Source organism: Desulfosporosinus sp. FKB, assembly GCF_002196705.1.
Classification (GTDB): Bacteria; Bacillota; Desulfitobacteriia; order Desulfitobacteriales; family Desulfitobacteriaceae; genus Desulfosporosinus.
The window spans coordinates 69,128-90,101 of the sequence record NZ_NADJ01000035.1; the positions used below are offsets into that span (position 1 = coordinate 69,128).

Sequence of the window (20,974 nt, forward strand, 5' to 3'; positions counted from 1 at the left end):
TCATCTGTCATATAATAAATTTTAACGTGGCAACGAAGCCTACCTGATTCTTTCCAGGTAGGCTATTTTTTTTGTGAGGTGTTTCAGCATGTCCAGCAACAATCTAAGTATCGATACTTCTGTTTTACTTAACGAACTGAAAGAAGCCAACCTGGAAATGAGCCAAGTTATTGATTCCATACGCCAAATCGCCCAACACACGAACCTTCTGTCTCTTAATTCGGCAATCGAAGCGGCACGAGCAGGCGAAGCCGGACGAGGGTTTAGCGTCGTTGCCGATGAAATTAAAAAACTTGCCACCCGAAGCTTAACATCTACGAAAGAAAGTACGACGATTATCCAAAACATTCAATCCAAAGCCAATGAAGTCATGGCTGTCCGAACGGCGGATGTAGCTTATGATACAATCGATAAAATTGATCGAAACCTTTTTGAACGCAATTGTGATGCTCAGGCATGGGCCACATTTGACAAGGTAAAAAACTGCTTGAGTTCCACCGGGACCGACCAGACAACCGTAACTAATGATCTTTTAAAAAAACTTGTTGATATCTATGAAGTCTATCTCGATTTATATGTGCTTAATACAGAAGGTAAAGTCGTTGCAGCCGGTGTTCATCATGAACTTATCGGAGAAGATATGTCCGATAAAGACTGGTTTAAAGACGCTAGATCCGCAGACGCCATCTCAGTAAGTGATCTTTATTTTTCTCAAGTCAGCAAGCTGCATACTGTCGCTTATACCTGTCCTATTCGCAGTGAGGAAAATCAATTGTTAGGCTATTTCTCCACAAGATTTAATTGGAATTTCATCTACGACATTATCGATTCTGCCCGTATCGGTAAGAACGGGGATATTTTCATTATCAACAAAGATGGTTATGTCATCGCCTGCCGGAGCCGCAAAGGAATCCTTACCGATAATTTAAAACAACTTAAGGCGGCCCAGTTTGCCATAAAAGGAGAAACCTACGGCTACATTTTTGATCAGGATGCAAGAGGAACAAAAATTTATGGTTACGCTCATACTCGCGGTTATAACGCCTATAAAGGCAAAAATTGGTCAGCCATCGTTAGTGAAACCTTATAGTACATCCATAGAGGAATTAAGTCGGCTTTCCAATTTCTTTCTAACGCTCGGATAGCGGTCTAGCTCCGTATGGGGAAGAAATTTGCTGCTTACGAATTTTTCCATAAAGGACGAATTAGCATTTAGTTCAAAATAAGTCACCTTAGAGGCAATAGCCTCAGCCTCATTACGCTTTGTGCGAGAGATCAGGACCTGCCGGGCAGCCTCACCTGAACTGTTGCCCAAACGGATAATGGAAGTTCGGGGGAGATCCGGATAAAGACCAATCGTAACAGCTGATTCTACCGGCAAGTATTGTCCGAAGGCTCCCGCGGCATAAAAATTGCCAATATCCTGCCAAGGACAGCCTACATTTTCCAGCAAAAGATCTGTCGCCGCGTTGACAGCTCCTTTGGTTGCCACAAAGTTATTAATATCAATCTGATTAACAACAACGTCCTTACCCATAGCTGTCTCTCCGGCAGGAACAATGACAAACTCCTCTCTGCCCTCAGTAAAGCGAGCTGTCCGGTCAATTATCCCGTTTAAAAAAAGCTCTGCTAAAATATCCACTAAACCTGAACCGCAAATTCCCCGCGCCGGTTTTCCACCAATGGTTGTATAGTGAACTCTTCCGCTCTCTCCATTGATTACCACATGATCGACTGCTCCAGGCTCGGCCCGCATACCAAACGTGGTCACCCCGCCCTCTAAGGCCGGTCCGGCTGCTCCTGCACAGGCCACAAGCCATTCCTCATTGCCCATAACTATTTCTCCATTAGTACCAATATCCACAAACAGGGAAACATCAGATTTCCTGTGCATGCCGCTGACTAAAACCCCGCCAATTACATCTCCGCCTAAGTAACTGCCAATACTAGGCAGACAATAAATCGGCGCTAAGGGATGGATCTCCAGGCCAAGCTCACCCGCAGGGATTAAACCTGGATTATTAACAATAGGCGTATAGGGAGCACGGCAAATCGAAGCGGGGTCGAGGCCAAGCAAAAGATGAATCATTGTAGTATTAGCTCCAATAGCTGCTGCAGTTATCTGACAGGGCTTTAGAGAGGAAGAACAGACAGATCTAATTAAGCGATTAAGAGTATCTAATACTAGGGCTTGCAAACGTTTTATACCACCAGGCTCAGCTGCCTGACGGATGCGGCTTAAAATATCCTCACCCAGGCTTATCTGACCGTTGTAATCTGCAGCATGCCCTAAAATATCTCCGTTACATAAGTTAATTAAGTAAACAACCACTGTCGTTGTTCCAATGTCTACGGCTAAACCAAATTGCTCCTGAGTCCTATTCCCTGGTTCTATATCGATAAGCTCCCAGCCTAAACCTTTTTCGGCCAAGGTAGCCGTTATTTGCCATTCTGAACTACGGCAGAGATTTGGAATTTTACTCATTAAAGCCAAAGGGATACACACTGGGTTAAAATTGTTTTCTAATTGCTGACGTACTTGATCCACATCAGCACGGTTATTCAAAGAACTTGGAGGAACAAGCGATAAAAATACCTTCCGGGAAAGTGGTTCAAGGTAAGTAAGAGTTGTCTGAACTTGATCAGCCAGAATAACTGGGGTATCTTGTTGGTTTGACATTAGATCAAAACCTTTCTTACTAACAATTTTGAATTTTCTCCAAAATACTCTTGTTTCTCTCCTACCAGTATACCATTTTTAAATAAGGATATGGAAAATATTCCTATTATTTATCGATCTGAATACTATATTTGTGGACTTGATGACAATTACTTCAAACTACAATAATTCATAGTTGTTATGTGTCTAATTTGAACTGATAAATGACTTCACTCCAAGACTTACTATTTCCGTAAAAGCTTCTTTCTTGAAAAAACATGTTTTGTTTTCGGTCAAGAAGGAGCACAGTAGAAGATCTGGTTCCATAATCCTTTCCTGCAATAAAAATTGGCGAAAGCATCTTTTCACGATCATGACTTATCCCTGTATCGGGCAACTCTTCGTCTTGAGCCGGGTTGGTGTCGGCAAGGATTTCAAAAAGACGCTCCGAAGCAATCACTCCTTCACGGTTTAATTCCAAATAATTAACCAAGGCATCTTTACTTTTGCGAACTTTCGGCCAGGGTGTATCCAAAAAATGATTGCTGAGGCCATAATATCCAGGTTTTAGGTCTTGAACTACAGGGCCTTGGTTACTGAAATACATTAAACATGAAAGATCCCCTACAAGAAGATTAAAGGGATTATATAAAGACTGGGTATGGTTAACGTTTTCCAGATATCTCTGAGGCGGCTCCTCAGACCTCAGGAAATCCCTGACAAGAAATCCCCTGGATCTTGGATTCCTGATTTGTGAGGCAGGGTCGCGAAAATTTGTCAAAGCAGCAAAACGTCCTGCTCTGGTAATCCCCATCCAAGTCCCCATCATTTCCAGATCCTGCCCGGCCAAAATCTTGGATTCGGGTTCCCAAAAATTCGCAGCCGCTGTCGGACGATAATAGAATTCATCCCTATTGGCCGCAAGAACAAGATGATAGTCGGGAAGAATGTCATAGGCAAAAATTATAAGGCACACTGTTAGTTTACCTCCGTTCTATTCTTCCTTAAAACTCTGGTCAGCAAAACTCGGCAACTTGCTTGCGATAAAAGTCATAGGCAAGCTCTATTCGAAAACCCATCCTTTGGTAAAGCCTAAAAGCACGATCATTTTTGCTGTCTACCTCAAGAGTTACTTGCTGCTTACCCTGGTTCCACAAGTTTTCCAGAATGAGCTCCAGGAGTTCTTCGCCATAACCATTACCCCTATATTCCTGCAGAATCCCCAAACCAAAAATCGAGGCTTCTTCAACAGTCAAATGATTCACTGAAGCTATTCCCATAGGTTTATCATCAACAGTGACTAGATATTGCTCTCGGGTTTTCGAATTAAGGCGATTCTGGATTAGACTCTTCGTATCATCATAATTGTCTTCAAATATCTCTCTGCTGAGCTGAACAAGTATTTCTAAGTCCTGAAGAGTAGCTTTAGCAAGAGACAATCGCTGCTTTCCCGGATTTAATTGTCCGCCTATGGCCAAACTCATATAGTATTCTGTATGTTCATATCTAGCTTTCAAATGATTAAGAACATCGTTACCTGAGTCTGAAGGTCTTTCACAGACAAAAAGAACTCCCGGGATGTTGTGGCTGCGTAATTCTTCAACAGCCTGTTCCAACAAAGCAGTAAAATAGCCATTCTGCCGGTACTCCGGTCTCGTCATTGCTGAAATTTCGACTTCCAAATGACTTGGCATGAACATCGATAACATGCTAATTAATGTTTGGCGCTCATAAAGAAGAAAAATGCCGGGGATTGCTTGGTTAAAATTTAGAGAAGTATCTAAAAAAACACTTCCCTTCAGCTGGTCATAATCGTTGCAAATAGTTTCAAGTTCTAAAACCCGGCTCATAACTGGCTCGTTTAAACTGTGATATTTTTTGATAATCATACATTCTCCTTATAATCATTCTCTAGGTAAAGAATACAATCTTTTTCTCTAATCATTATAAGGTTTTTATAGATATATGAGCAAGAATAGATCTAGCTGCTAAATGGGATCAAAACAAAGAAGCATACCAATGTATAACGAATTGATATGCTTCTTTAGTAAAGTTATTTTTCTACGTATCTAACGTAAACCGAAACAATATGATCTTTAATTAACCAATATGGATACTAATTCCGATAATCGAAGACCCTTTTGGCCTTTCCGGCACTTCGTTCAAGAGTTCCCGGCTGAACAACTTTTAAACGTACATTAATGGAAAGCACACCGTGCAATTTCTGCCGAATGTAAGCCGAAAAATCTTCAAGTTTTGAATAAGGTTCAAGCAAATCTTCCCGAGTCAACTCAACAACGACTTCAAGTTCATCCAAAAAATTATGTTTATAAATATTAATGATATAGTGAGGACTGATGCCCTCTATAGTCATCAAGACACTTTCTATCTGAGACGGAAAAACGTTAACCCCGCGAATAATCAACATATCATCCGTTCGGCCCACAACTTTGCGCATCCGGGCAGTACTTCGGCCGCACTGACAAGGCTCTTGGATGACACGCGAAATGTCTTTTGTTCGAAAACGTATTACAGGAAAGGCTTCCTTAGTTAAAGAGGTAAAAACCAATTCCCCTTCTTGACCCGGCTCGAGAACTTCACCGGTTTTAGGGTTTATTGTCTCAACAATGAAGTGATCTTCTGCAATATGATGCCCGCATTTGAACTCACATTCTCCGGCTACTCCCGGCCCCATGACCTCACTAAGTCCATAATTGTCAGAAGCCGATATGTGAAGTCTGGTTTCAATCTCCCTGCGCATTTCCTCTGTCCATGGTTCGCCTCCGAATAGGCCTATCCTCAGCTTTAAAGCAGAGATATCAATGCCCATCTTTTCTGCCACCTCGGCAATATACAGAGAGTAACTTGGCGTGGAAATTAGAACAGTCGTGCCAAAATCCTGCATGAGCATAAGTTGACGTTCCGTATTCCCGCCCGAAACTGGAACTACAAGAGCGCCCGCCCTTTCCAAACCATAATGCAGCCCAAATCCGCCGGTGAATAGACCATAGTTAAAGGCGATCTGAGCTACATCGTCGGAGGTAACTCCCGCCATAGTGACCATTCGTGCGGTAAGGTCGGTCCAGGTCTTCAGATCATTGGCTGTATATCCTACAACAACAGGCCGTCCCGTGGTACCGGAAGAAGCATGCACACGAATGATATCCTTACGAGGAACAGCAAAAAGTCCAAAGGGATAGTTATCTCTTAAATCAACCTTAGTGGTAAAAGGTAAGTGCTTTAGGTCATCTAAGGCTTTAATAGCCTCAGGCTTAATTCCCAATTCATCAAATTTCGCCCGATAATGCGGAACATTATTGTAAACCCTATTCACTGTCCACTTCAGACGTTCCAATTGCAGTTCTTTAAGCTGACGTCGGTTCATGCATTCTTGCTCTTTGTTCCAGATCACAAAATAACCAACCTTTCTGCTTATCTTAGAGAATTCCTGTTAAAAACAAAAAAAGCTACCTCAGAAGGATAGCTTACTAACAGCGCTGAATACCCCATGTTCAACCATCCTCCAATACTAATTATCCAACATTCTCCCCTGGTTCTCTTCATGACATTCTACCTTACTACACCTGTGAAAGGATCACAGAACTTCTACATCACTATTCTACCCAACTTTGTACCTATTGTCCATCCTTCAGCGCGATAGCATTTGTTATGGGCTAGGCGCTTTCGGGGAAAGTGTCCACAAGACACTTTCGTCACCGAAATCCCGATGTTCAGCTTTAGCGTAAGCGAGTTCACTTCTATCCTTTCGCCAGCATCGACACCAAGGGTATCTAAGAGTTATGTAAGTTCATCACTCGAGTGCTTTGATAGGTATTTACAAATTGATAAACTTCAAGAACATTTTGGGGAGTTTGAGCGCTTCCAAGGATACCGGCACTGCTGCCGAAGATGTATCCCCCTCCTTTGGATGTCACCTCTAACAAATTATAGGCTCTCTCTATTCTCTTCTCCTCTTCAAACCATCCTAGATCATAACCACCCATGAGGCAGACCCGATTTTCCGTTGCCTTTCTGACCTCAGATATCTCCTCTAATGATTGAAAGTCAAGAGAATGCAGCCCATTTATTCCTAAATCTATAATATCGTGTAATACCTTTCTTAAGTCTCCATCCGCATGGAAGAAAACCGGAGCTTTTTCACGTTGTATCATTTTAACCTGTTCTCTGAGACCAGGAAAAAAATTCAGGCGCAGAGCAGCCGGTGACACAAATGTCCCTCCATTATAGGCAATATCATCCGCTATGATAATTCCATGAGCGCCGAGTGCTAAGGCATCTAATCCCAATTCGAGGTTTGTCGCTGTCACCTGTTGGACGAGTTCCGGAATTATCGGATCCCCTTGAGCAATGGCTAACAGATAATTGGTAAAGGATGAAAAAAGTTTAGCCGTTCCCTGGAACGGGCCATCAATAAGGGCAAAAATAAAAAAATCCGTTTCGTCTCTCCAACGTTTTAATTCTGCCCAAACTCGGGCTTGGTTTCCTGATTCATTTTCCAAGCCAAAAGCCACAGCATCGAGTCCACAGCGTTCACAAGCCTCCACCCTGTCTTCAAAACTCACATCATTCCTAAGGCCCAGTAACTTAGCCACAAAATTGTCATCGAGATTAAACTCTCCATTGGGAACACGATCCACGTCTGCAAAGTTTATTGCCGCCAAAATTCGTTCAACTTTTGTCACATGGTTACATCCTCTCAAGCTAAACTTCAAGGCTGCAAAAAATTCTCTTGCAGCCTCGTTTTTTCGTTGCAGCCTTTTTTGATTGTCGCTCACATCTGAACATGACAATAGGCAAATTTATAGTATTTATTCTTTGAGTTTCAAATCCAGGGAAAGCCCATCAGAGGTTAATTTTGTGCCAAAAACAAGTTTCTCCAAATCCTCGTAACTTTGAACCCCAAAAGCAGTCCCGCCTTCAGCAACAAAATACGGAACCCCAGGGATTCTCAAGTCTTGAGCTTCCTCTAAATCTTGCAAAACCGCCGGTTCATAATCCTTCGAGAGCAATGCTTTCCGAAATTGTTCCGGATCAAGTCCGGCTTCTCCGGCCAAATCTGCTAATACCTCGAGATCATTAATGTCTTTCTGTTGTTGAAATTGGGCCGCAAACACAATGTTATGATACTGATCTCCCTTCCCATGCTCTTCCGCATACTTTGCACCTTGCAAAGCCAACCGGGAATGCTTGCTTTTATCATTAAATACCATCTTTATGCCATATTTGCGTCCCATAGCTTCAATGCCCGCCTTCGCCCGTTCCAGATACTCAGGCGGTTTAGGCGGAATTTCCACTCCCTCCGGCCTTAATTCGAAGGACTTCCATTCTACTTCCAAATTTTTATCCTTGGCCAACTGGTCAAGGGGGACTTTCCCAATCATACAAAAGGGTCACAAGAAATCCGAAAAAACAGTAATTTTGTTGGCCATTATTTAATCTCCTTTTAGTTCAAGAATATTGGCAAACCATATTATCCTTTATTACTGACACTTTATAGTTCAGTATAAAAAGGCATCTGCTCTCCGGTCAATGCCGCAATTTTCCAGAGATAATCATTGCCCATATTCTCCCGCTTATCTTCTTGAAATCCTTTGCCTTTGAAGAGGGCTAAAGTACTGCGATTAGCGGCATAACCAGATAAATACCTGGCGCCTTGTTCTTTGGCAAAAACTCTTAAATTATTAAGTACTTGATCAATCAATTCATCGCTGAGAATATCAAAATCTTCATTTTTGACGAGAACAATATCATTGATAAAGACTTCTTGCTTATTGAGTTTGGAAATATGCAGAGTGATCAACTTATCTTCATAACCTAAACTATCTTCCCAAAGAATTTGTGGTAATTCTACGCCAATTAAATCACCAAGTTCAGGCTTCCCTTTATTAGACTCATAATATTCATGCAGCAGTTCAACTAATCCCAAGCTATAAGCCCTTGCTTGCACAGAGATATTATATTGAGCAGGATACTTCGTCTTGATCTCCTCATCACGAAACACCTTAAGCCCAGGATTCCTGCCAATTTCTAAGGTTATCTTATCCAGCGGAAAGATACTGTTAATCTGCTCCTGCGAAGGACTCCACTCTTCAGAATAAATATGCCTTGGTTTTAGTGACATTTAAATTTCACGCCTTTCAATTATGATAACTTACGGGATAGTTAAAACGGAGTTAGTTAAGGTCCTTAAAATTTGGCTTATTCTCAACTATTTTTGCTAAAGTAATTCGGTATTGCCCTAATAATTCCTTCCTTTTTTGCAAAAGAAGTTTAATCGCAGAAACAAACGAACTGGAGGTAGTATGTCCAGTTCGTTATCGTTTCTAAATATGCGCTAAAATTAGCAGACCAAAGATACAAGAGATTACTCTATGGCTCATTCTACAAGTTTTCATACTAATGATCTTATGCCTGTACATTATGCCCGTGAGCAATACGAGAATCATCCCTGCCAGAGCAACAATACCGCTGAAAACATTATTCATTCTTGACGGCAGATTAACCAGATAAAAAGCACTGTGCCCAAGGCCAAAGGTAAAAGCTAACCATCCCAGAGTGACATGTGCTTCTCTCAAGCCCTTTATTGTTGAGCCGTTCACCCAAACTAAACTTCCAGGTTCTCTTTGTTTCCCACGAATTATCCTCTTTTTCAAGAACCAGAGCAAAACAGAACCCATCGTGAAAAACAAGGAGAAAAATCCCATGAGATTCCAAAACCCTCTTTGCGTCCTAAATGACCAATCGGCTATCCCATGATAGGAAACCCAAAATGATATCGCCGTTAGAAATCCACATATTAATACGTAAATGATCGTAGGCGGGAATTTTGTTCGGCCATATGTAAATCCGTCCATTTTTTTGCACCTCCGGAAACCATTATACTCATGGTTTCTTAAAAGAAGTTTAAGAAGATAAGACTAACTTGTTAAGATTTTTTAATTTACTGGCTCAGAGCAACTTAATTTCATTTCAGTTCGTCCATCTTCGACAGCCACAATAATAGCATTACCCTTGTTGAGTATTTTTCATCATCAGCTGATAGTGCTGCGTAACGGCATGTGGGTCTTCCCTGGGAAATAAATTTCCCATTCATCGGTGGTGCCGCTATGCGGCATAAAAGTCTGAGAGTACAAAAAGGTGTATAAATGCCTTAGTTAGCGCGCAGAGTACCTTTAGAATCAAATAATGACCCTAATCTTTATCTGCTAAATCCACTTGGAGAATATCTATATCTAATAAACAAAAGTAAAACTTAAAGCAAAATCAAAACTAATTCTATGACAAATGGAAGGAATGATAACTATTAATAACGATCAGACCCGTCGAGAACTGGAAATCGAGTACGAAAACCTCAGTCCCTTCGAACTCAAAAACAAATTAATCGCTCTCGCCGATAAACATCACGACACAAGTTTATGGGCGATGCTTAACGCGGGAAGGGGAAACCCGAATTGGATTGCCGCTACTCCCCGGGAAGCGTTCTTTAGCTTAGGGCATTTTGCCATCGAAGAAACCCGCAATACCTGGAAAGACAAGGACCTCGCCGGTATGCCTCATAAAGAGGGAATTGCTCTGCGCTTCAAAAACTATCTTAAGAAACATCCTGAGGCACCTGGAGTTAAACTGCTGGAAAATGTCCTCACTTATGGAACTCAAACGATGGGCTTTGAGCCCGACCCTTGGATCCACGAACTGGTCGATGGTATTGTCGGAGATAATTATCCCGTACCGGATCGTATGCTCAGACACCTTGAACAGGTGGTTCACAATTACCTTATCCAGGAAATGTGTGACGGGACTCCCCCCGCCGGTCGCTATGATTTATTTGCCGTTGAGGGCGGTACGGCCGCCATGTGTTATATCTTTGACTCCTTAATAGCCAACAAACTACTGTCAAAGGGAGACAAAATTGCCCTCATGGTCCCAACATTTACCCCCTACTTAGAGATACCGCATTTATCACGTTATCAATTTGAAGTAATAAAAATAAACGCCACGGAGATGGATGAAGAAGGCAACCATCTGTGGCAGTATCCAAATTCCGAACTTGATCAGTTGAAAGATCCTCATGTTAAAGCTCTTTTTACAGTAAACCCAAGCAACCCGCCGTCAGTGGCTCTCAAGACCGAATCCAAAGACTATCTGACAGAAATTGTCCGACTGCATAATCCTAATTTGATGATTATTACCGATGATGTCTACGGCACCTTTGTTAATGGTTTTCGTTCACTGATGGCAGACTTACCCTTTAATACTCTGGGAGTTTACTCGTTTTCCAAGTATTTCGGGGCAACAGGCTGGCGTTTAGGGGTTATCGCCTTGCACCAGGACAATGTCTACGATCACCTACTGCACGAACTTCCTCACACTAAAATCGAGGAACTCGCCGAACGTTATGAGAGCGTATCATTATATCCAAGTAAAATTCGCTTTATTGATCGTATGGTCGCCGATAGCCGGCAAGTAGCACTTAACCATACAGCAGGCTTATCCACCCCGCAACAAGTTCAAATGGGCCTTTTCGCGCTGTTCTGCTTACTTGACCATGAAAATCGTTATAAAAAATTGACCCAGGAAATTTGCCGCCGTCGCCAAAAATTGTTGTTTGAGGGCTTTGATCGTTCCTTGCCCGATGATCCATACAACGCTGCCTATTACAGTCAAATTGACTTAGCAATTTGGGCTAAACAAAACTATGGCGACGAATTCGTGAAGTACCTGCAAACCATCTATGAACCCACAGACATTCTCTTCCGGCTGGCTGAAGAATCTTCAATTGTCCTCTTAAACGGCGGCGGGTTTGGCGGTCCCGAATGGTCAATCCGAACCTCTTTAGCAAATTTAAATGATGAGGCCTACTGCGAAATCGGAACAACGGTTAAAAAGACCTTTGAAAAGTACGCCAGCGCCTGGAGAGGGCAAAAAGATAAAAAGTCCTAGTACCTAGTTTTAGGTAATCCACAGTGACGTCTTCTTTCCTCTTGCCGGCTGCAGCAGCACGCTTTACTAAGGCTTAGTTCAGAAACTAAACTAAGCCTTCTCTCTTACGCTGATATAAAAATTTATCACTTTCTCAACCTAGACTACACTATTTACTCCCCAGATTATAGAAGGATGAGTCAATTTTTTCATCCTGCAATTTGCTTTTTATCTGAGTTTGAACGCCATACTCGAAAATTAAGGGGTAAATCTTCTTAATTAAGTCTGAAGGCAGATTTAGCTCTTCAGCCAAAGTCATTAAACGCTGGATTATCTCTTTTTCTCTGCTAACATCCTTCACTCGATCCAGCCGTTTCTGATCGCTTAATTTCCTGACGATTTGCATACGTTCCGCTAAACCTTCAATTATATCGCGATCAATCTTATCGATCTGGGAACGCAGCGCTTCAAGCGAATCACCTGTTCCCATGTCAAAAGCTCTCCTGACCGATCGGGCAACCCCGCCCAATTCTCGAGCCAAACCCAAAAATTGTTCCGGCGTAAGTGACTGAGGTCCATCACTTACAGCTTCATCAGGGTTAGGATGCATTTCTATCAGCAACCCATCTGCTCCCGCAGCAATAGCAGCTTTTGCTAAGGAAGAAATTAAGTCCCTTCTCCCTGCAGCATGACTCGGGTCAACAATGACCGGAAGGTGAGAGAGTTCTTTAGCCACTCCTACGGCACTTACATCTAAGGTATTCCTCGTACTGGGTTCAAAGGTCCGAATACCACGTTCACAGAGAATCACACGGGGATTACCCGCTGATAAAATATATTCCGCTGCCAGCAGCCATTCCTCAATCGTTGCCGATAAGCCCCGTTTAAGAATAATTGGTTTATCAACCTTGCCGGCTAATTTAAGAAGTTCGAAATTCTGCATATTGCGAGCGCCTATTTGCAGCAAATCAACCTTATCAACCACTAAATCCAAACTTCGTGTGTCAACGACTTCAGTGACACAGAGTAAACCATACTCTTTAGCGGCCTGGACCATGTAGTTGACGCCTTCCAAGCCTAATCCTTGGAAACTATATGGTGAGGTACGAGGTTTAAATACTCCGCCACGCAGAATTTTCCCTCCTGCTTTTTTTACAGATGCAGCAGATTCCTGCATCTGAATACTTGATTCAACGGCACACGGTCCGCCCATCAAGATAATTTCCTCTCCGCCTATTTTTACTCCGTCCACCTCAATGATGCTTCGTTCCGAGTCAAGTCCTGCTAATTTCAAGTCTTTCATCATCATTTTCCTCCCTCAAATTTAAAATTTGCGGGTAATTTCTCTGCACGTCTCAGACAGCGTATAATCTCTGAGACCGAGAGTGGACTCAAAAATAATACGCCTGCCCTAATAATAAGGACAGACGTTAATCTGCGGTACCACCTTAATTGATGCACAAATTCATGCATCCTCTTATGCAGAGTGCCATCACACCCTTCGCCTTATAACGCTGGCTTAGCGTCGGAAACTACTACGGCTAATGCCGATTCGCTTCGCCCTCAGGGGCCCATTTACTCGCTCCAATACCTGTCAAGTTTCCACCGTACTCGACTCTCTGAGAGGTTGGTGTGCGCTTTTACTTCCCCATCAACGGTTTATACAATCATAGCACTCCAATCATTAAATTTCAAATTAATTTTTTGTAAATTTCTAGATAAATTTCCCGGCTTCTTTGATGATCTTACTTTAGTTATACCACCAAAGCAAGGAAATATAAGGATACCCCAGATTAAATTATTTTCCACTTCTTCCACGTTTGGGAAGCAATTTCTCCCATAAACATATATCCCTTTTTACTTGGATGGACTTCATCAACAAAAAGTTCAGCAGCTTGACCCCTATTGATTCTAAGACGAAAAGGAGAATAAAAATCAATCACGAAGATTGATTTTTCGGCTGCATACTCAACCAACCATTTTCGATAGTCCACTAAAAAGCGTTCTTCTTCAGGTAACAATGAGGGGGTTGGCAAACCTAATATAGGGATAATGTTCTTCCTTTGACTCGATTCAATCATGCGCCTAAAATTCTCGCTTACTTGATCCAGACTTACTTCCTCATAGGCATCGTTTGCCCCCCCAAGGACAATGACATGAGTGGGCATGAACGCTAGTACATCTTGTTCAAAACGTTCGAGCATCCCTTTGGTGAAATCCCCATTAATACCCTGATTTATTACCTCGCATTTTAATTCCCCAGCCAGATATTCAACCCAGGATTCCTGACGGCTGAAAGGATAACCTTCAGTAATCGAATCGCCAATAGCAACAAGTTTCATGTCCTTATACCTCATTTCTGAACCAATCCCGCTTGTAAAAGCGGGAGTCTTACGATTGGATAAATGCAACCGCCATATCCCCCTATAATCCTTAAGAATAATTGTACTATCCAAATATGTAACTATCAATATTTTACAGAGTTCCTTTAAACCCTGCCTTAAATTCCGCGAGTTGATCAAGGATATTGAAGTGAAGCAAGAAATTCCCGTTGTCGGCTTTCTGTAAGAGATAATACTTGCTCGATTATTAATTTACTATGGAAGATATCTATGAATTAATAGTAATAGATTAATAAAGGAAAATAGTGTAAAGTAAAAGTGATACATAAGTGCTGTAAAAAGGTTTCTGAAGAAATTTCCTGATACATTGGCGACATACTAAGGGGAGTTATGATATTATGTCAAGTTCGAGAGAAAAAGGATTGTTCAATATGAAAAAAGTCAAATTACTAAGAGTCCGTCTGGCTAAATTTGTCAGCCTCTTTCTTGTCATTCTAGTGCTTTTAGGGAGCACGGCTCTGGCTGTAAACAAGTATGTCGAGAAGGTCGGCTCGAACTACATCCTTAACCTAAAAGATATTCCTTCTGTAGATGCCATTCTTGTTTTAGGCGCATATGTTGCTCCAGACGGAACTCCGTCACCTATGCTTGGTGACCGTCTAACAGAAGGATATGAACTTTACGAACAAGGCAAAGCGCCTAAGCTATTAGTCAGCGGTGACCATGGGCGGAAAAATTATGATGAAGTCAATGCTATGAAGAGCTATCTGATGAATAAAGGCGTATCAAGCCGGGACATTTTTATGGATCATGCAGGTTTTAGTACCTACGAAAGCATTTATCGCGCCCGGGATATTTTTGAAGTTCACAAGGTAATCATCGTAACCCAGGAATATCATCTCATGCGCGCAGTTTTTCTCGCTCGGGAAATGGGACTTGAAGCCTATGGAGTGGCTTCCGACAAGCACGATTACGGACAAGTTATGACCGCTTACAACCTCAGAGAAATTGCTGCTCGGAACAAAGATTTTCTTTGGGTCAAAGTATTTAAACCTAAACCAACGTTTTTAGGCGACACAATACCCGTTTTTGGCAACGGCGATGCAACGGATGATAAATAACGAAAGGAGTCTGGCGATGCAACTTAAAGGATTCATTTTTGATTTAGACGGGACCTTGCTCAATACGCTGCCCGTTTGCTATACAGGTTTCCGCAAGGTCCTTTTAAAATATTTAGGCCGCGAATATTCCGATCAGGAAATCGCCGCCCTGTTTGGGCCTTCAGAAGAAGGGGTTTTTAAAAAAGTTCTTCCTGATAGATGGAAGGAAGGCCTCCAGAATTATCTGGAAGAATACGATCAAGCCCACACTGAATTTGCCAAGCCTTTCCCCGGGATAGAGGATACCCTGGAATTGCTTTTGCAGCGGGGAATTAAGCTGGCTATCGTTTCCGGCAAAGGTCCCGGAAGTATGTCTATCTCCTTAAAACATTCAGGTCTGGGCCGATATTTCGAGTTAGTAATTACCGGATCAGAGCAGGGTGCGGATAAACCTAAACACATTCAGGAGATTCTCCAAGCCTGGGACTTTTCGCCTTTTGAAGTTGCTTATATTGGTGATACGGCTTATGATATCATCGCTGCTAAAAATGTCGGTACATTCTCGGTCGGAGCAGTCTGGGCTAATACAGCTCAGATCCAGCGAGTGATGGAGTTAAAGCCATCTATCTGTTTCACAAATGTAGACTCTTTTAGACAATGGATCGAGCAATTAACGTAGTGAACTCGTTCAGCTAAAGCTGAACATCGGGGCTTCGGTGACGAAAGCGCCTAGTCCATAACAAATGCTATCGCGCTGAAGGATGGGCTCTACCCCCACCGAAGCAAGGCATGTGAACCGCTCCCACTCGTAGAAGTGGGAGTCTGACGGCCGGATCAAACAGGAACATGCTGGAAAATCTTTTATCCAGTCATGTTCCTGTTTGATTTTATTATCGAGGCTTACCTTTGGGCATTTCTGGCTAAAGACCGAAGCCAGGTCTTCACCTCTATTGTCAGCAAATTTTTATTTAATGCCCAGTTCCAATTCCCCTCAATAGTCCCAGGGACATTCATTCTGGCTTTCGAATCAAGTCCCAAAACATCTTGCATTGGGGTGATAACCCAAGCCGCCTGACTCATATATAACTTTTCAATAAGCTTACGGCACTCTCTTTTTAGCTCTTCCTCCCGGAATTTCTCATTTTCCAATTCCTGATTGCAGACAGATTCCTCACCGTTGCTAATCATCGTTGACTTGTACCATCCCAACAAAGTATCGTTGTCGTGAGTACCAGAGTAGTAAACAATATTCATGTCACCCTCGGAGTCAATGTCCTCAAGGGAAGTGAATTGGAGCACCTTCATGCCTGGAAACCCAAAAATCCTTTTTAATATGTTGACTTCCGTTGTTATAATCCCTAAGTCCTCTGCTATCAAAGGCAGCTCTCCGAATCTCTCCGCCAGACTCTCGAAAAACCGCTTGCCAGGTCCCTTCATCCATTGGCCATGAATTGCTGTTTCTTCCTTAACGTCAATCTCCCAAGAGGATTCAAAGCCGCGGAAGTGATCAAGACGCACATAATCAAAAAGCCGAAGGGCGAGTTCTATTCTTTTTTTCCACCAAACATAATCCTGAGCTGCCAAAGCATCCCAATCATAGACGGGATTTCCCCATAATTGACCGGTCTCACTAAAATAATCGGGAGGAACGCCCGCCACTTTTGTAGGAAACCCACGCTCATCTAACTTGAAGAGTTTGCGGTTTACCCAGACATCGCAGCTATCGCCGGCAACAAATAGGGGAATATCCCCAATTAATCTTATATGCTTAGCTGCCGCATATTCCTTCAGAGACCGCCACTGGAAATAAAACGTATACTGGACAAAACGCTGAAATTCTATGTCTTCTTCGAGCAGCTGAAAATACTCCGCAAGTTTCACTGGATTGCGGCAAGCTATTTCTGGTTCCCATTCATACCATGCCGTACCTGGAAAATATGCCTTTAATGCACGGTAGAGAGCGTAATCATCCAGCCATTCCCGGTTATCCCTTAGAAACCTGACATAGTTCTGATGAGAAAGATACTTAGAGTCCAGCCCATAGTATTCCGGGGCAGTTTTTTGAACCTGAACTCTAAAGGCCTTAAAGGCTTCACGGAGACAAGATTCTTTAAACCTTCCCGGAGATTGCAGGCCTTGAGAAAAAGTTTTAAACGCTGACTCCTGCAGGAGCCCCTCCCGGATCAAAAATTCCAGACTGATCAACCTAGAGTTTCCGGCGAAAGCAGAATCACTTTGATAGGGAGAATCCCCTAAGCCTACCGGATTTAACGGCAGGACCTGCCATAACGATTGCCCTGTATCCACTAAAAAATCAATAAAGCCATAAGCCTCTGCTCCAAAATCTCCGCTTCCGCTGCCAAAATCAGAGGGCAAAGAACTTATAGACATTAAAACCCCGCAAGCACGACAAAAATCATGCTGGGGAAAAGACAACCGGTTCTGTTTCTTTAACAGAACTAACGCGGATAAAGGAGCCAGTTTTATGATCTGAGGATTTTTAGCCGCTTCTCCGTCGAGAGTCTCACCGCTGAGTAAATTGATGCAAGAAAGGTTCAATTTATAATCAGCTGAAGAATTAAGATCTAAGGCTATCTCCCTTGACTGTATAAGGCTGCGATTAACCATAACTGTAATTTCCTCGTCTCTCCAGAACCGTCGAAATCCATAAATATCCGGTTCCAGAAAGAAGGAATGAAAATCACCGGCTTGAAAAACCTCATATTCGCGGCGCAAGCCGATAACCTTTTTATACCAAGTCAAGATTTCTTTGTCTTCTTGGCCCCAAGGAAATGTCCCGCGATTGTAAGGATCGCTATATCCTTCCATTCCGGCTTCGTCTCCGTAGTAAATACAAGGAACACCCGGGAAGGTCATTTGAATTAGGGCGAGAAGTTTCAATCTCTGTACCGCCAGCCGCCGAGCTCCTGCCGCAAGCTTATAGGTGCGTTTTTGGGTTTCTGTTAATGTCTCTTCGGGAGGAGCCTCTCCTAAAAGAGTCAGGATACGTTCGCGGTCATGGCTTCCGAGAAGGTTCATCGCACCACTAAAATTCTCCCAGGGGTAGTTTTCCAACAAACTCATCACACGCTGATGCACCATGCCAGAACTGAGTTTGCCGATAATATAGTTGAGAACAATATCCCGAAAAGGATAATTCATCGTTGCATCCAACTCATAACCCCAAAAATACTGGCGCCATTGACCATAGCTCTGTTTATTTGAGGCATCTTCCCATACTTCTCCGATGAGGACTGCCTCGGGATTAATATTTCTCATCAATTGCTTAAATTCCCGGATAAATTCATCCGGCAGCTCATCCGCAACATCGAGCCTCCAACCGGCAATCCCTTTTTTCATCCACTTCTGAAGGACCCCGCTGTCGGCGTCAAAGATAAAGTTTTGATAAGAAGGTTCCAATTCATTCACTTCCGGCAGCGCGTCAACATTCCACCAGCCCTTATAGTCCTTGCTGTTGTCCTTAAATCGATACCACTTATAATAAGGGGAATCTTCAGATTGATAAGCACCCAAATTTGGGTAATTGCCATAGCGATTGAAGTAGATACTGTCACTCCCTGTATGGCTGAACACGCCATCTAAGATGAGTGAAATACCATATTTCTTTGCTTCGAGGACTAGCTGCTCAAAGAGTTCTTCATCTCCGTACATAGGATCAATCCTATGATAATCGGCTGTATCGTATTTATGATTACTCGGTGCATCAAATAGCGGATTAAAGTAAATAACGCTGATACCCAATTCCTGAAGATAAGGCAACTTTTTTATAACGCCTAACAAGCTGCCGCCAAAAAAGTCCCAATAAGTTACTCTGCCCTCTTCGTCTTTGACATAGATAGGAGGCTCATACCAATTGGCATGTATTAGGGCATTTTTTCTGGGATAGGGAGGAAAGCCTTCGTCATGGGCCTGGTAAAAACGGTCGACGTAAATCTGATACATGATGCCTTTTTGGTACCACTCAGGAACTTTCAGGGGATGATAAACCGTCACTTGATAAGAAGGGGGCTCGTGATCTTCAAGCTGACCCTCGCCTCCCAATCTTCGGGAATTGCCATAAAAGTAACAATGGCCTCCGACGAAAAACTTAAAATAATACCAAATAAGTCCAGGTACACCGGGAACCTCATATTCTGTTTCAAATACTACCCTTTGTTCAGAACTCTCTAAAGCACCGGCAGCAGGAAATAACCTTTCGCCGCCCTGTTCCAAAATCTCAACAGATTTTACATCCATCAGGATTAAGCGTTCCTGTTCCTTCTCCCAAACTCTAAAGAAACAGTCCTCAACAGGCATAACCGAACATATTTCCAGGCGTAAAAGAATTGTCTGCCCACAGGTTACAGCTCCAAAAGGGGCGCGAAAGTATAACTTATGGGAGTTGTGATAGGCGAAAAGTTCCATTTCGACTCTCCTAGGAAGATTTTTAGAATTCTTTCACCTAAGGCCTTAAATAAGTTTAGGCTTTTAACCTAATAAGAGACTCGTATAGATTAAGATAGGCAGAGGCTGAAGATTTCCAACTGAAATCACACGTCATGGCGCTTTTTTGCAATCGGGCCCAAGCAGTTCTATCGGAGTCATAGATTTTTACTGCCCGCTGGACGGCAAACAGTAATTCATGAGCATTATAATTGGCAAAACTAAAGCCGTTGCCTTCACCCGTATATTCATTAAAGGGAATCACTGTATCCTTTAATCCTCCTGTTTCACGAACGATGGGAATTGTTCCATAATGCATGGCAATCATTTGTGATATACCACAAGGTTCAAAAAGTGACGGCATTAATAAAATGTCGATTCCAGCATAGATTTTGTGAGCAAATTGATCATTGAATTCTCTTCTGAAGACAAACTTATCAGGATATTTCTCGGCAAATGTTTGCAATTTCTCTTCATAAAGTTTATCCCCCGTCCCAAGGATAACCAGTTGCACGTCAAGCATCAGGATTTCCTCCATAATAAAGCAGAGAAGATCCAGCCCTTTCTGGTCAACTAGACGGCTTACCATCCCCAGAAGCGGTAAATTTCCCCTTTCGGGGAGTCCTAAGCAATGCTGCAAATCCTTTTTATTCAGGTCCTTAGCTTTAGGAGAAGAACCATAAGGGAAGGAAATCAGAGAATCTGTGTAAGGATCATAAACCTGATAATCAATACCGTTGAGAATACCAAGCAATGAATCTTTGCGTTTTTGAATAATCCCTTCCAATCTCTCTCCATAAAAAGAATATTGAATTTCCCGTGCATAGGTCGGACTTACTGTTGTAATCCGGTCGGCATAAAGCAGTCCTGCTTTCATGAAATTAACCTTACCATTAAACTCTAACTTTTCCTCTGTAAAATACTTTTCATTAAGACCAATAATATCTGTTAAAACTTCTTTAGGGAAAACGCCTTGATATTTAAGATTGTGAATCGTAAATACCGTCTTAAGTGAATAATATAGGGGTTCTTTAACATAAAATTCCTTTTGCAGCAAGGGAATAAGAGCCGTATGCCAGTCATGACAATGAATGATATCAGGCTTAAATTCCGGCAGATGAGTCAGACTTTCCAACACAGCACGTGAAAAGAAAGCATATTGTTCTGCCTCATCGTATTCTCCATAAATGTTACTGCGCTTAAAATAATACTCATTGTCAATAAAGTAGAAACGGACTCCCTTATAGATTAATTCTTCAAGGCCGCAATATTGTCTGCGCCATGCTAAAGGAACGTAAAAATGATTAATATGCTGGAACTGTTTGCGAAAATCTTCGGGGATATTACTATACTTTGGCATAATGACACGTACGTCGGCGCCTTTTCTTTGCAAGGCACTGGGCAGCGAACCTCCTACTTCACCCAAGCCACCGGATTTGACAAAGGGATCTGCCTCAGCAATAGCAAAAACGATTTTCATAGTACCCCTC

General features: G+C 42.5%; 16 protein-coding genes and 1 other annotated feature. Of the genes, 4 read left to right on the forward strand and 12 right to left on the reverse strand.

Annotated elements, in window-relative coordinates; all coding sequences use genetic code 11:
* Window positions 1–88 precede the first annotated feature (88 nt).
* Window positions 89–1,090: a methyl-accepting chemotaxis protein gene (locus B5Y67_RS13555; RefSeq protein WP_088226969.1), complete on the forward strand. Its 1,002-nt coding sequence runs from the start codon at window positions 89–91 to the stop codon at window positions 1,088–1,090.
* On the opposite strand, the gene B5Y67_RS13560 is transcribed toward B5Y67_RS13555, so the two are convergent.
* The 8 genes from B5Y67_RS13560 to B5Y67_RS13595 form a co-directional block, all read right to left on the reverse strand.
* Window positions 1,085–2,680 (reverse strand): ASKHA domain-containing protein, encoded by a 1,596-nt coding sequence (locus tag B5Y67_RS13560; protein WP_088226970.1) that lies wholly within the window; start codon window positions 2,678–2,680, stop codon window positions 1,085–1,087. The two genes, B5Y67_RS13555 and B5Y67_RS13560, sit on opposite strands and share 6 nt — an antisense overlap.
* A gap of 178 nt (window positions 2,681–2,858) precedes the next feature.
* On the reverse strand, window positions 2,859–3,635 hold the full coding sequence (locus B5Y67_RS13565) for an NRDE family protein (RefSeq protein ID WP_088226971.1): 777 nt from the start codon (window positions 3,633–3,635) through the stop codon (window positions 2,859–2,861).
* A gap of 40 nt (window positions 3,636–3,675) precedes the next feature.
* A complete protein-coding gene (locus tag B5Y67_RS13570) occupies window positions 3,676–4,548 on the reverse strand; it encodes a GNAT family N-acetyltransferase (protein WP_088226972.1) in 873 nt (290 codons plus the stop codon).
* A 227-nt stretch (window positions 4,549–4,775) separates the two neighbouring features.
* Window positions 4,776–6,071 (reverse strand): phenylacetate--CoA ligase, encoded by a 1,296-nt coding sequence (locus B5Y67_RS13575; RefSeq protein ID WP_088226973.1) that lies wholly within the window; start codon window positions 6,069–6,071, stop codon window positions 4,776–4,778.
* Window positions 6,072–6,450: 379 nt separating this feature from the next.
* Complete coding sequence (locus B5Y67_RS13580) at window positions 6,451–7,362, reverse strand: uroporphyrinogen decarboxylase family protein (protein WP_088226974.1); 912 nt, start codon at window positions 7,360–7,362, stop codon at window positions 6,451–6,453.
* A 126-nt stretch (window positions 7,363–7,488) separates the two neighbouring features.
* Window positions 7,489–8,109 carry a DsbA family oxidoreductase gene (locus B5Y67_RS13585; protein WP_088226975.1) on the reverse strand — a complete coding sequence of 207 codons (621 nt, stop codon included), beginning with the start codon at window positions 8,107–8,109 and terminating at the stop codon, window positions 7,489–7,491.
* Between the two features lie 62 nt (window positions 8,110–8,171).
* A complete protein-coding gene (locus B5Y67_RS13590) occupies window positions 8,172–8,801 on the reverse strand; it encodes a hypothetical protein (RefSeq protein ID WP_088226976.1) in 630 nt (209 codons plus the stop codon).
* Window positions 8,802–9,003: 202 nt separating this feature from the next.
* Window positions 9,004–9,534 (reverse strand): hypothetical protein, encoded by a 531-nt coding sequence (locus tag B5Y67_RS13595; RefSeq protein WP_088226977.1) that lies wholly within the window; start codon window positions 9,532–9,534, stop codon window positions 9,004–9,006.
* Window positions 9,535–9,973: 439 nt separating this feature from the next.
* On the opposite strand from B5Y67_RS13595, the gene aspD reads away from it, so the two are divergent.
* Window positions 9,974–11,620 carry an aspartate 4-decarboxylase gene (gene aspD / locus B5Y67_RS13600; protein ID WP_170932693.1) on the forward strand — a complete coding sequence of 549 codons (1,647 nt, stop codon included), beginning with the start codon at window positions 9,974–9,976 and terminating at the stop codon, window positions 11,618–11,620.
* A 148-nt stretch (window positions 11,621–11,768) separates the two neighbouring features.
* On the opposite strand, the gene B5Y67_RS13605 is transcribed toward aspD, so the two are convergent.
* Window positions 11,769–12,902 carry a bifunctional 3-deoxy-7-phosphoheptulonate synthase/chorismate mutase gene (locus B5Y67_RS13605; RefSeq protein ID WP_088227050.1) on the reverse strand — a complete coding sequence of 378 codons (1,134 nt, stop codon included), beginning with the start codon at window positions 12,900–12,902 and terminating at the stop codon, window positions 11,769–11,771.
* A gap of 113 nt (window positions 12,903–13,015) precedes the next feature.
* Window positions 13,016–13,263, reverse strand: a binding site (T-box leader).
* A gap of 129 nt (window positions 13,264–13,392) precedes the next feature.
* Entirely contained in the window at window positions 13,393–14,010 is a 618-nt protein-coding gene (locus B5Y67_RS13610; protein ID WP_242975971.1) for an SGNH/GDSL hydrolase family protein, read from the reverse strand.
* Between the two features lie 362 nt (window positions 14,011–14,372).
* Between B5Y67_RS13610 and B5Y67_RS13615 the strand changes: the two genes are divergently transcribed.
* Together B5Y67_RS13615 and B5Y67_RS13620 are read left to right on the forward strand one after the other, a co-directional pair.
* On the forward strand, window positions 14,373–15,062 hold the full coding sequence (locus B5Y67_RS13615) for an ElyC/SanA/YdcF family protein (RefSeq protein ID WP_088227052.1): 690 nt from the start codon (window positions 14,373–14,375) through the stop codon (window positions 15,060–15,062).
* A 16-nt stretch (window positions 15,063–15,078) separates the two neighbouring features.
* Window positions 15,079–15,720 (forward strand): HAD family hydrolase, encoded by a 642-nt coding sequence (locus B5Y67_RS13620; protein ID WP_088226978.1) that lies wholly within the window; start codon window positions 15,079–15,081, stop codon window positions 15,718–15,720.
* 221 nt (window positions 15,721–15,941) lie between these two features.
* Here B5Y67_RS13620 and B5Y67_RS13625 read toward each other — a convergent pair whose 3' ends face one another.
* Complete coding sequence (locus B5Y67_RS13625) at window positions 15,942–19,466, reverse strand: bifunctional glycogen debranching protein GlgX/4-alpha-glucanotransferase (RefSeq protein ID WP_088226979.1); 3,525 nt, start codon at window positions 19,464–19,466, stop codon at window positions 15,942–15,944.
* Between the two features lie 55 nt (window positions 19,467–19,521).
* Entirely contained in the window at window positions 19,522–20,964 is a 1,443-nt protein-coding gene (gene glgA / locus B5Y67_RS13630) for a glycogen synthase GlgA (RefSeq protein WP_088226980.1), read from the reverse strand.
* Between the last annotated feature and the right edge of the window lie 10 nt (window positions 20,965–20,974).